The 12,293-nt window shown below is 63.4% G+C and carries 9 protein-coding genes and 1 pseudogene; 2 read left to right on the plus strand and 8 right to left on the minus strand.

Annotated elements, in window-relative coordinates:
* Positions 1–110: 110 nt before the first annotated feature.
* From AC0L14_RS22065 to AC0L14_RS22100, 8 genes and pseudogenes are all read right to left on the minus strand, one after another.
* Positions 111–1,076: a polyprenyl synthetase family protein gene (locus AC0L14_RS22065; protein ID WP_473529937.1), complete on the minus strand. Its 966-nt coding sequence runs from the start codon at positions 1,074–1,076 to the stop codon at positions 111–113.
* 150 nt (positions 1,077–1,226) lie between these two features.
* Entirely contained in the window at positions 1,227–2,570 is a 1,344-nt protein-coding gene (locus tag AC0L14_RS22070; protein ID WP_473750738.1) for a cytochrome P450, read from the minus strand.
* The gene (locus AC0L14_RS22075; RefSeq protein ID WP_473750771.1) at positions 2,570–3,394 is read right to left on the minus strand and encodes an SDR family oxidoreductase; all 825 of its coding nucleotides are present in this window, start codon (positions 3,392–3,394) and stop codon (positions 2,570–2,572) included. Before AC0L14_RS22075 ends, AC0L14_RS22070 begins: the two co-directional genes overlap by 1 nt.
* A 174-nt stretch (positions 3,395–3,568) precedes the next feature.
* Positions 3,569–3,712 (minus strand): annotated as a pseudogene (locus AC0L14_RS22080) (ferredoxin); the annotation flags it as partial.
* Positions 3,696–4,985, minus strand: coding sequence for a cytochrome P450 (locus AC0L14_RS22085; protein WP_473750739.1), 1,290 nt, complete (start codon positions 4,983–4,985; stop codon positions 3,696–3,698). The pseudogene AC0L14_RS22080 and the gene AC0L14_RS22085, both read right to left, overlap by 17 nt.
* Positions 4,986–5,080: 95 nt before the next feature.
* On the minus strand, positions 5,081–6,283 hold the full coding sequence (locus AC0L14_RS22090; protein WP_473750740.1) for a cytochrome P450: 1,203 nt from the start codon (positions 6,281–6,283) through the stop codon (positions 5,081–5,083).
* A gap of 1,391 nt (positions 6,284–7,674) precedes the next feature.
* Positions 7,675–7,866: a hypothetical protein gene (locus tag AC0L14_RS22095; RefSeq protein ID WP_473529928.1), complete on the minus strand. Its 192-nt coding sequence runs from the start codon at positions 7,864–7,866 to the stop codon at positions 7,675–7,677.
* A 1,330-nt stretch (positions 7,867–9,196) separates the two neighbouring features.
* A complete protein-coding gene (locus AC0L14_RS22100; protein WP_473750741.1) occupies positions 9,197–10,081 on the minus strand; it encodes a DUF4365 domain-containing protein in 885 nt (294 codons plus the stop codon).
* Between the two features lie 336 nt (positions 10,082–10,417).
* Between AC0L14_RS22100 and AC0L14_RS22105 the strand changes: the two genes are divergently transcribed.
* Both AC0L14_RS22105 and AC0L14_RS22110 read left to right on the plus strand, forming a co-directional pair.
* Entirely contained in the window at positions 10,418–11,176 is a 759-nt protein-coding gene (locus tag AC0L14_RS22105) for a hypothetical protein (protein WP_473750742.1), read from the plus strand.
* 65 nt (positions 11,177–11,241) lie between these two features.
* Positions 11,242–11,802, plus strand: a complete 561-nt coding sequence (locus AC0L14_RS22110; RefSeq protein WP_473750772.1) for an RES family NAD+ phosphorylase — start codon at positions 11,242–11,244, stop codon at positions 11,800–11,802.
* Positions 11,803–12,293: the final 491 nt, after the last annotated feature.

The following is a 12,293-nucleotide window of genomic DNA, read 5'->3' on the forward strand; positions in this document are numbered from 1 at the left end:
GGCAACCGCTGCGATCGCCGCCGCCGACTTGGACACAGTGCAGCATGCACCGCTCACGCCGGCCGATCGATCGCAGCGGCACAGGGGCGACTCCATGCGGACGGGCGCGCTCATGCGCATGGCGCGTGCTTGAACAGATACGCGTTGGCCCGCTGCAGCATCTGCGCCAACCGTTCCGCACGCGTTCCCAGCGGGGCGATGGCCTCCCCGGCGTCGCGCAACAGATCCAGCGCCAACTGGCGCGCTGCCTGCAGCCCCATGATCGACGCACAGGTCGGCTTCTGCGCCGCCGCGTCCTTGCCGGGGGTCTTGCCCAACGTCGCGGTATCCGCTGTCGCGTCGAGAATGTCGTCGACCACCTGCAACGCCAGGCCGAAACAGGCGGAGTAGCGATCGAGCGCACAGTACAGCGCAGCGTGGGTGGCATCCTCCGCGATGGCGCATAGCGCGCCCATGCGAACGGACGCGCGCACTAGTGCTCCGCTCTTCATCCGGTGCATCGCCACGATCCTGTCCAGCTCGACGTGCTTTCCGACCAGCGACAGATCCATGGCCTGCCCGCCTGCGGCACCCTCGGCGGACACCGCCTGCGCCAGTTCGCGCACGAGCGCGATACGGTTGTCGCCCGGCGCATCCAGGCTCGCCAGGGTCAGGAAGGCGTGCGCCTGCAGCGCATCGCCGACCAGGATCGCAGTGGCTTCGCCGAACTTGACGTGCACGGTCGGAAGGCCGCGGCGAAGCACGTCATCGTCCATTGCGGGCAGGTCGTCGTGGACCAGGGTACAGGCGTGCATCATCTCGATGGCGGCGCCGACATCGTCGAGCATGTGCGCCGGCGTGTCGGCCAGTGCGCCGGTAGCCAGACAGAGCAAGGCGCGGGTGCGCTTTCCGCCATGCAAGGTGGCGTAGCGCATCGCCGCCATCAGCTCGGTCTCACCGTCGTCTTCGGCGCAGAGAAGACGCGCCAGCGCCTGTTCGACCCGCCTTGCGCCGTCCTGCATCCAGATCTCCGGCGGCAGCCTGCCGGATGCGCCGCGCGCCTGCGCGTCGTCGTGTAGCGTAGAAGCGGTCTGCATGTCGTTCATGTCCTTGTACCTGGCACGGCCACGGCGAGCGTCGGAGCCGCCGCGGTGTTGGCGGCGTCGCACCGAGCGCGCGCGCCGAGTGCAGCATTGCCGCGCGTCGCCGGCGCAGCTGCCTCGCCACACGGGGCATGCGATGCCAGCTCATGAGAATCCGATGCGGATTTTCATGGACGGATGTGCGGTCGGGAAATAGCGCCGACCTTTTTCGACGGCGCTCAGCAACCGCGGCCGCACCCCGGCCTTGTGCATGGTCAGTGCCAAGGCGATGCAGAACTGCACCATTTCCAGCCATACCAGGTGGTAACCGATGCAGACGTGTGGGCCGGTACCGAACTGCAGCATGTCCACCGGCCGGATCGGCTCCGTGCGTTGCAGCCACCGCGCCAGGCGGAACTGATCAGGCGCCTCGTGCAGCAGCGCCGAGGTCGACAAATGCAGCAGCGGGATGCACAGAGGGGTGCCCGCGGGAATGCGCCGTTGGCCGAGTTGCAATTCCTGCAGCGCGCGACGCGGCAGGAGCGTGGTCGCCGGATGCACGCGCAGCGTCTCGCGGAACAGCGCCTCGGCGACCGGACACTGCGCCAGGTCCGCGTGCCGGGTCGGCACCGCGCCCACGCGTTGCGCCTCCTCGACCAGGGCGTCCCACAGCCAAGGCTGCCGCGCCAGCTCGATCACCATCCAGGCCATCGTCGAGGCGGTGGTGTCGTGACCGGCAAGCAGCAGCAAGCGGATATTGGCGACCAGGACGTCGTCGGAGAGCGCATCGTCGCCGCGATCGAAGGCGCTCACCATGTCATTGATCAACCCAGTGCGCGCGGCATGCGCGCGCGCGTCGCGGACGAACTGGCGCAACTGCGCGTCGATCCAGTCGCGGGCGGCGCGGCCGCGCCGCAAGGGCAGTCCGGGCAGGTCGACCGGGGGCGCGACGATCAACTGCAGCAGTTGCCGGTATTTGCGATGCCATCCCGGCAGGTCCTGCGCTGGGATTCCCATGAGGCTGAAGATGAGCTTGAGCATCAGGTCGCCGGTTTCGCGCAGGATGGTTACGTCGCCGCGGTCGCGCCACGCCTGCACCCGCGCCTGGATGACGGGCGCGAACAGGTTGCCGATGCCGGCTTGGGTCAGCCCCTTGGGCAGGAACGCCGCCTTGATCGCGTCGCGCGCCTGCCGGTGCGCGCCGCCGTCCTGGGCGACCAACGTTCCGCCAAGCAATTCGGGCGCGATCTCTTCGATCAGCGCCGAGGACACGTCCTTGTGCCGGAGCAGTGCAAACGCATCCGGATCCACGCAGGTCATCAGGTGTCCGGCAGGGCCGAAATCCAGCCAGAAGTGGCTGCCCAGCGTCCGTTCCGCGCGCCGCAGCAGGCGCGGCAGGTCGCAGACGATGGCGGGAAGATGCCCGACCAGGGGGAAAGCGCCGGGCACGACCGGGATGTTGTCCCGCAGCCGGTGCCGACGGTCCAGCGGGTTGAGCAGCATGTCCATCAGCAGCGCGGCGCCGCGGCCGCTTCGGCGGTGTCGCCGGCAGGCCGCGCGGCGCGGCTGTTGCCACCGTCGGCGTACGTCGGCACATGCGCCAGCATGCCGCCGTCGATGCACAGGACCTGGCCGGTGATGAACGCAGCATCGTCGGAGAGCAGGAACGCCACCAGCGCGGCCACGTCCTCGGGGCGGCCGACGCGCTGCAGGAGTTGGTGCCGGCTCAGATGCCGTTGCATGCACTCGTCCAGCTTGGCGAGGAGACGCTCGGTCATGATGAGACCCGGCGCAACCGCGTTGCAGCGGATCTGCGCATGACCGTACTGGGTGGCGAGCGAGGCCGACAGCATGTTCATCGCCGCCTTCGACGCGGCGTAGGACGTCTGCGCGGTGTCACCGCTGAGCCCCTGGCACGACGACATGTTGACAATCGCGCCACCGCCGCGGGCGATCATTCGTGGGATGGCCTGCCGGCAGCAGAGCAGCGTGCCGCGCAGATTGGTCGCCATGGTCTGATCCCAGACCGCCAGGTCCAGGTCGAGGATCGTGCGGTCGCGCGGTGTCAGATGCATGGCGCTCGCGTTGTTCACCAGCAGGTCGACCCCACCGAAGTGCCGCTCCGCCGTCTCGAACAGCGCTGCCACCGCCTGCCCATCGGCGATGTCTATGGCCAGGGCCAGCGCGTGGCCCGCTTCGGCCGCGATCTGCGCGGTGCAGACGATGGCCGCCGAGCCATCAATGTCGGCCACCACCACTCTGCCGCCCTCGCGCGCGATGGCGAGGGCGCATGCCTTGCCGATGCCGGCGCCGGCGCCGGTCACCACGGCCACCTTGCCTTCAAACCGTCCTCCTGGGTTGCGTTGGTCTTTGGCGGCATGTCGCTCAGCCTCCGCCGGAGAAGGCGCAGGGGCGGCGCTGGCGCGCTCGCCAGCGTCGCTTTCGATGACCCGAATGGCGGCGACGGGGCACTGGCTGGCCGCGAGCCGCGCGGCGGCGTGCAGCGCCTGCGGGACCGTCGCCACGCACACTTCGGCCACGCCGTCCGGTTCGCGCTGGCGAAAGGTGCCCGGCAGCGTCAGCACGCACTGCCCGGTGGTTCCACACAGATCCTGGTCGACCACGACGCGCATCTCAGCCCTCCTGCGCATGCAGGCGTACCGGCAGCGCGCGGAACGTCCTAAGGAACGCGGAGGGCTCCCGGGTCGGCTGCTCGGCCAATGCCAGCGTGGGGAAGCGCGCCTGGATCCGCGGCAGGCTCTCGGCCAACTGCACCCGGGCCAGTTGCGCACCGAGGCAGAAGTGGATGCCGTGGCCGAAGCTCAGCATGATCTTCCCATCGGTCGACATGCCAGGAGTGGTGCCGTAGAACCGCGCGGGATTGAAGCGGTCGGGATCGGCGAAGGCGTCCGGGTCGCGATTGCCGGCCGCGATCAGCACGCGCACATCCGCGTTCTTCGGGATCACCACGCCGCCCAGTTCGATGTCGCGCTGGGCGATACGCGGAATGGAGCTGAACATGGCAGGCGCGTCGCAGCGCAGGACTTCTTCGACGAATGCCTTCACCCCCACGGCGTCTCCCTGCAGCCAGTGCCGCTGTTCGGGATACGCCAGCATCGCCAGGACCGCATGGTCGATGGTCGCAGCAGTGGTGGCGAAGCCGCCCAGCAGCATGCCCCACAGCATGCTGATCAACTCCGCATCCGACAACGTGTCGGCATCGTCGTCGTGTGCGCCGACCACCATCGACACGATGTCGTGGCGGGGATCGGTGCGCTTGCGCTGTATGAGGTCACCGAAGTAGGTCTGCACCCTGGCGCTGGCCGCGTCCGCCGCGGCGAGCTGGGGATCGCTGGCGTGTGGGCTCAGGCCTTCCAGAATGGCGCCGATGCCGGCGGCAAGCCCGAACATGTCGTCCTGGGGCATGCCGAACAGTTCGGCGAAGACCAGCATTGGCAAGGCCAGCGCGAATTCCCAATGCAGGTCCACCGCCTCCCCGCGCTCCAGCGCGGGCGCCATGCCGTCCAGGCGCGCTGCGACGATGCGCGCGATGCTCGGCCGCAGGTTGTCGATCTGGCGCATGGTGAAATCGCGCGAGATCAGCCGGCGCAGACGCGTATGCGTCGGTGGGTCCTTCATCGCTAGCGTGGACGCCAGCAGATTGAGTGACAGGCTGGTCGCCGCACGCGGGAAATAGCGCGCCAGTTCGCCCGGCGCCGGTCCCCGAAACGCATCGCCCGTGGCCTTGAGTGCCCAGTAGATGTCGGCGTGGCGGCTCAACAGAAAGAGGCCCGACGCCGCGCGGTGCACCGGATCGTGCTCGCGCAACCACCGCATGAACGGATACGGGTCGTGGATGCACGCTGGCGACGCAAGTTCGGCGAAGGCGTCCCGGCATGCTGCCGTGGTTTCTTGCACGTCCATCTTTGGTTACCTGTTGGCTGGCTGATCTGACCGGCGCGTGCTAGGTGCGCCGGCAAATTGCGGATAAGATCGCGATTCCGGGCGGCGTCCGCGCGTCACCAGAGCACCGGGAACTCCTCGAACCCGCCAGTGATGATCTCCTTGCGCAACTTCAGTTCTTCGGGCGCCACGGCCAGGCGCAGCGCGGGAAAGCGCTGGAAGATCGAACCGACCACCACCTTGAGTTCCAGCCTGGCCAGCGCCATGCCGATGCAGTAGTGCGGTCCGTGCGAGAACGTCAGGTGCGGATTTTCGTCGCGTCCGATGTCGAAGATTTCCGGGTCGTCGAAATGGCGCGGATCGAACGACGTCGCCGGCAGGCCGATCAGCACCTTGCTCTCCGCGGGAATATGCACGCCCGCGATAGTCACGTCGGTCCTCGGATAGCGCATGACGCCGTCCCAGCCCGCGCCCGGCGGGTACATACGAAGGATTTCCTCCACCGCCTTATCCACCAGGGATGGATCGCCGACCAGGCGTTCGCGCTGTTGCGGATGGCGGAACATGGCCAGCAGGCCGAATTCGATCTGCGCGACGGTGCTCTCGTGCCCCGCCACAAGCATGCCCGCCGCCAGGCCGATAGCCTCTTCCTCAGTCGCCTTGCCCTGCTCGACCGCCGCGAGCAGATCTGTCAGCAGGTTGTCGCCCGGATCCTGGCGCTTGTCCCACATCTTGCCACGAATGTAGGCGCGCAGTTCTTCCCAGGCCAGGCGCGACGCGCTGCGCGGGCCGCTTTCATGCTGATGCGTCATCACCTCGTCGGACAGCCCGGCGAAAAAGGCGTGATCCTCGTAAGGCACGCCCATCAGCGCGCTGATGACCATGGCCGGCAGCGGAAAGGAGAGGTGGCGCTTCAGGTCGGCGGGCTGGGGCTGGGCCGCCAGCGTCTCGAACAGCTGCGCGGCGATCGCCTCGACCTGCTGCGCGAGCAGCTTCACCCTGCGGTTGCTGAAGGCAGGCGCCACGATCGTGCGTAACCGGGCATGCTCGCCCCCCTCATGCGAGACCAGCCACCCCGGCGAACCGAGAATCACCGAATCCGGGGTGAATGCCGCCGGCGGCATTCCCGCCGGCCGGAACGCCGCGTCGGACAGCGCCGCCTTGGCTTCGTCGTAGCCTGTCACCCACCAGCCTTTGTGCCCGGAGGGGAAGCGCACGCGGTGGATCGGACCGTTGGCGCGTAGCGCCAACATCTCGGGCGAGGGCTCGATGTGGTCGACGCGCCACATCGGCAGCGTCGGCAAGGGTTGTTCGGACATGGTGGCACTTCACTCTCTAGCGATGGAAGGCGGAAGGCGCTGCGGGCAGCGAATGACGATGGCATGTAGACGTCCTCCGCGGCGTAGCCAGACTCGATTATCAAGATCGGCCAACGTGTAACTGCCTAGGCATACCGCGCGGCGAGATGCAGAACTTTATCCTGCGCCTTCGAGTTCAGGATAAGACGAGTGTGGTGGGCCTTTTGAGTCGCAGCCGGCCATCAAGATTTCCTGCGCAAGGGTTCGACAAGGGCGGCAGCCTGTTTGGGCACGGGGCGGTTTCGCCGAGGCCCCTTGCATAGAATGCTATCTGATGCGGATTTGACATTTTGCTTTTCTTTCTCCGTTTCATCGATCGCGGTGTCATCCACGAAATGAAGGTCGGTCGGCGGCTCCCGGCTCCCAACGAAGGAGTTTCAAAACTCGTGCCATTTGGCCGACCCAGCAGAAGAAAAACATTGTGATTACTTTTCAGCGGATTAGCCTGAGGTCAGACAAGAGCTCGGCGAAATAGGCCGGTGTCGCGGACCCAACAAAGACGACAGAAGAGTGTCGGATAGGCGACACCTTCTTTGTCAGTTGTCCTATCCTGGAATGATGGCAGGCCACCTGACCCTATTGACCCATAGGAGGTTGGCTCAGGGGGTCACGTGCTTGCTAAGGGGCGCGCTCGAGGCGGCTTGCGGGCGCGTTGCCAATGCAACACTCTGGCGCGGAAAAGCTGTGCAGGCGATTTGCCTCGGCTACAGCTCAACATCATAAGCCTCGCCCCATTGTTTTCGTTTCCAATTCGGACCTTCCTAGCACTGATATATGCAATGATTATGGAAAAATGAGCATTCGCTCCGCAGGGCAAAGACCTCCTCATTCGGACACGCGAGGTGCCTGGTGAGCCGAGCAGGATCGGCACCAATCACGCCGAGCCAGCCATACATCAGGGTCGGTGGAATGCTGTTCCCCCATATCTCCGCCAGCTCATTGACCCTTGGCAGCGCATCTCAAACGCCGGCAGCGAAAAAGACTCGACGGCCCTCCGCGGAGGGCCGTCAGCGAGTAGGACCCGAAACCGTCGCGGCTCCTCTCACCCGTTCGGCCGTTCCGTCGTACCAGGGCGTCGCGTAGCGCGAAAGCTACTCAGGCGACCGTTCCGTGATCTCGGCCGGATCGACGCCGTCCTGGGACAGGAAGGCAGGCGAATGGCTGGCAAAAAGCGTTCCGCCACAACCCGGCACCTGGCGCGGGCGCGGCGGAACTGCCGGGCGGCGGCCATTCCGGAATAGCTGCCGCCGATGACAATAGGCGCAGCGAAATTCAGAAGGTTGTGGGCGACAGGCTTCGGACTCCCATTCGATTGCCGACTCGGCTCATGCCTTGACGGGCAATATTCGGCCTCAGAAGCGGCGCCCAATCGGAAGCATTAGCACCTCCGCGTTTTGGCTCGGCTGCTTGAACTCCTCGACGGCAACTGCCTCAATTAGCAGATCCAAGGCTTCGCGCCCTCTCTGGCTGATCGGGTCATCGCCTCGCAGGTAATGACATGCTCGATCTAGATGCACTCGCGCGGCGGAAAAATCGCTTGTCATATGACCCTCTCAGTTGCCGCCCGCGTTAGCCGTCTACGAGGTGAGGGTCACGCAATCGTCAATATCCACAGACGGATTTGATTTAAATCGCAGATGACCCGGGAGAACCAAACACCGGCTTGTCCTATGCGAGAGCTCCTTGATTATGTCGCCGGCGGGCCCGGTGGACTCTGCAATAGGGTTGCTTGGCAGGACGCCACTATGGCTTTTCTGCGTTCTGTCTTATCGCTGTGACATTTCCCGCACAGGATGACGTTAACGACACTCTTTCCCGCGTGAGGTGAGGTGATGAGAGCAGGTTAGAGTGACGCGCGGCAGGGAGGACAGGAGGCGATGGCAAAGGCTGAAACTCGGTAAGACAGCGCAGACCGTCACGCTTGCTACAAAGAGAATGTTCTTCGAAGAGTATCGTTATGATCGATCCGGCGTCGCGAGGCTCGGCCGGCTGAAGGAGGACGCTGGCAATGATGCGGTCAGGGGATGGTTGGCACGATCCACGCCAGGCACCTGCACGGATCACCCCGCAAAAGTGGCGGACGGGACCTGGAATCGAGCCGACATTGCGAGATTTTCGCGGCCGTGGCGGCTTCGCTGTCTGCTGTCCGCAGGGCGAAGCGCGCATCAGATGAGGGCCAGCGGTGGGTGCATCGCCGCCGCAACCGCGGGGATGACGAACACGATCTTCGCCGGCTAGGACAGCGGCACTGCGAACTCAATGTTGGAGGCGCTACGCCGCTCGATCTAGTGGAGGCGTGGCGAGTCGATGCGGCCGGCCGGCAAAACCCGCGCTGCCGCTCGATTTCGGGAAGGATCCCTTGCCGCTTAAATATGATTCACCGATGAAGCTTAGGGTGTCGACCATCTCGAGGTGTTCGTCGCCAATGATTATCCGGGCGGCAACTGGACGATGCCAATTATTCGGGACATCACTCCCAATTCGATAATGCCTTTTATGCGACTTTCGGCACACAAAGCATGAACATCGAACCGAAAACCCACCGTTGCTCTCCGCACTCGCAAGTCAGCTTCACGCCAAGGAGCGACAATCCAGAGTTATGGCGTTAAGGTCCTCGATGCCGAACCTGACTTGCAGAAAGACGTTGCGGAATAGCCACCTTAATCGAGCAGCTTGCCATGTCTCCATAAGATGTGCCGCTACATGAAAGCGTCGGCCGCCAGTATTGAGCGGGGATGCGTCATCGTTGACGCAGGCTGAAGTTAGGCGCGGCGGTTACTTTCCACAAGCGGGCGGCGAGAGAAATGGCGCCACAGCATTCGCAATTCGAGCGACCAAGCCTAGATATTGAACGGGCCGCTGCTATCCCAGATTTCAGTCGTCGTAGAACCATCTCGGGCGCCAGGGCTCGTCTCCGTCATCCTCTTCCTTATCGGGCTGATTCGGCGGCGGTTCGGAGTCGCCTTCCCTGAAGAACTGTTCAGCTTCGATGTATGCGCGAGCTGCAGGTTTCAGAGAGAGATGCAGTGTGTAAACATCGGCCTCGCCGGAAACCTCCCAATCGACATTGCCGTACTCGTAGGCCAGCCATGGATACAGACGCTCCATGATGAGATTGATATCGCTGGTCGGATACCAGCCCGAAGCTGGTTCCTTCGTCCCGTCAGGGAAAATGAACTGGGCGTTCCGCATCGAGAGGCCCTTATTGAACCAATGCTCCCAGGTCATGCGCACGTCGTCGTTTGCGAAGCGTGGCATCATGTCGAGGTCGACGCTAAAGGCGAAGCGCCTCCTTGCTTCGTCATCCCTCGCTATGCCGTTGGACAGGGGGTGTCGGGCTGACGCATCCAGCACATTCTGCTTCGGAACTTTAATGCTCCAGGACTTGGTGCCGACCCGACAGAGCCGACGCTCGATCTTCTGCCAGAGCGTGACGTCGGTGTCTGGATTATGGATGATGAGAAAAACGGGCAGGGAGTGACGCGTCCAGTAATCCAGGTGCCTCAACTCGCCCCGAAAGGTGAAGGAGTCCGCGTTTTCCCGCGAGAAAAACGACTTGCCGCCCTTAATCTGGAGGGCGATCAACTTGCCCGTGGGTCCCTTGTCGTCAACCACTTCAACAATGGCGTCTACGCCAAAGTCAGAGACGGTTTGCTCGCGAAACATCCAGCCGAGTTTTTTGGCGAATATCAGTCCTACTGCGTGAACTCCTACTCGCTCGGTAATTGCGGTTCCGGCCGGGGCACCTTGTTTTGGCAATTTTCACTCCGCACACATAAAGTACAACGGTTCGCATAAATTCGCTGCGAACACCAAGGGATACGAGCGCGAAACAGGCGTCGCATAGCAACCTGCCCCACTCATGACGCCGGTTTGAGTTCGATATGCTAGACCTCGCCGGCTCCGGCTCTCCCGCTTCCTTATGCCGCCTGACATCGCGGATCATTTGCAGCGTGTCGGTCGACGCCCTCAGCCAACCGAAAATGGGGTACTCGGCTGATGCTGGCATCCTCTCCTTGAAGATTGCGGGCAGGTGATATAAGTTAGACGAACCAAATATCACTGATATCACTTAGACGAGACAACGAGGCAGCCATGCCGAATACGCCGTTGGAAAAGCTCACCGAGGCCGAAATCGAAAGGCTCATGGCGGACACGCTGGTCGAAAGACTACGCGCAGCAGGCGAAGCGGGACCGGATACCGCGGCAGGGAAGAAGGGGCATCGAACCGGGAAGTGGAGAATCGTGCGAGGGATTCGATTCAGGTCGATAGTCAAGAAGGCGGTGAGAGACGTGTTCGAGGAGATAGCGCCGTCTCGGAATTTGGATCCTGCCACCGTACGGCTTATCGAGCCACTCAGCGCGGTGGTAGCCAGGAAGAGAGTAGAGTTGTCGGAGCGAAACATGGAGCTCCTGGTGGAGGCCATGCTTCCCGCCAACGACCCCATGTCGGCAGTGAGGTCCAAGATCGAGGCCGACAATGCCCGGGCACGCGTGAAATTCGTGGAGAACGTCCCCTGCCTAACGAGTGCGGGCCTGGCCGAACGGGCTGGTCACAACGCCCGCAACAAGAGCGCGACGGGATCAAGATGGAAGACCGAGAAGAAAGTGTTCTCGGTGCAACTGCGCGGCCGCGAATTGTTTCCCGCCTTCCAGTTTGTGGATGGCAAGCCTGCGCCAGCGATTGCAAAGGTGCTAGAGGCGCTGCCGCATCAGATGAGCCCGTGGCAGATTGCCTTCTGGTTCGTGTCGTCGAACCCATGGCTAGACGGAAAGGTTCCTTCGGAGAACCTCGATCAGACGGCCTTGGTTGTCGAGGCTGCGCGTAAGTTGGGGGAGGCGACGTCAGATTGATCGTCGTTCCCTCTCCGCCTCCATCCCCAATTTGCAACATCCTGGCGCTTCCAGCTGGGGCCGAGTTGCATCGCGTTCATTCCCGAGGGCGAAGGGCGCACGAATTTAACCCAGGTTTCGGCTCTTCGAGGTTCGCTCCGTTCACGAGCGCGGGAAAACAGGTTCCCACAATGTACCTGGGGACCTCATTCGGATGTGCGGCATACGAGTCGGTATTCCATGACATCGACCCTTCTGCGGCCTTTAAGACCGTCCCAATGAGCAAGGTCGAGGAATGCGCCGGTTCGATCGTCAAGATCGACCGTGACTTGAAACTGGGACGCCTGTTTGAGCCCGATCTCAATAAGTGGTCCATCACGCGCCAGATGCTCATTGACACCCCGCCCTCGTCCTACCCGCTGACCAGGACGTGGGCGCAGACGATTCACGATGCCAACCCGACGCTCGACGGGATGATCTGGACCTCCCGCCGATTCGACGAAGAGAAGTGCATGATCCTGTTCGGAACGCGCGTCGACCAATCCTCGATCGATGTCGTCATTACTGATGATTTCGCCACCTCACCGATACTGCTCGACCGCCTTGTTGATCTGGGGCGACTGTCCGGAATCGTTCTGACCCTATGACGGGCCCCAAAGCAGATGTCGGACAAAACTGGGAGCATGTCCGAACAGGAACGCAAGGTCAGCGATTTTTTTGACACTGTCTTGCCTGCGAACTGCGATGGAGCAGAGAAGCGACGACGGCGGCGAAGGGCACGGTCCATTTTTCCCTCGCCGGCAAGCTGCAGCGCGACTGGCGGGTCCATTTGGCGCCGCCGGAAGCCAAGGTGATCCAGTTGCCACCCGGCCAATACTGGGATGCCGAGATCCTTCCGCGTTATCTGCGCATCCCATCATGCCACGCGAGATGGCGAAGATGCTGGCTGGGGAGATCGACACGCGGCAAGCCCTGATTAGCGGCACGGTTCAAATCGCCGGCGATGAATCGCTCCTTGGGGAAGTCGGCCGGCTGCTGCGCGCGTAGAACGTGCCCTGGCGGACTTCAGGCTATCCGCACGCCGCGCAGGTCGTTTACAGCTACAGCCCCTGCCCGCCCGGCTGTGGAAGCTGTTGGA

It is taken from the genome of Mesorhizobium sp. WSM4841, assembly GCF_055811515.1.

What these genes read in the sequence shown, in the direction of transcription:
- AC0L14_RS22065 (WP_473529937.1), bottom strand. Translation starts at nt 1,076, where the DNA reads ATGCAGACCGCTTCTACGCTACACGACGACGCGCAGGCGCGCGGCGCA.
- AC0L14_RS22070 (WP_473750738.1), bottom strand. Translation starts at nt 2,570, where the DNA reads ATGGACATGCTGCTCAACCCGCTGGACCGTCGGCACCGGCTGCGGGAC.
- AC0L14_RS22085 (WP_473750739.1), bottom strand. Translation starts at nt 4,985, where the DNA reads ATGGACGTGCAAGAAACCACGGCAGCATGCCGGGACGCCTTCGCCGAA.
- AC0L14_RS22090 (WP_473750740.1), bottom strand. Translation starts at nt 6,283, where the DNA reads ATGTCCGAACAACCCTTGCCGACGCTGCCGATGTGGCGCGTCGACCAC.
- AC0L14_RS22095 (WP_473529928.1), bottom strand. Translation starts at nt 7,866, where the DNA reads ATGACAAGCGATTTTTCCGCCGCGCGAGTGCATCTAGATCGAGCATGT.
- AC0L14_RS22105 (WP_473750742.1), top strand. Translation starts at nt 10,418, where the DNA reads ATGCCGAATACGCCGTTGGAAAAGCTCACCGAGGCCGAAATCGAAAGG.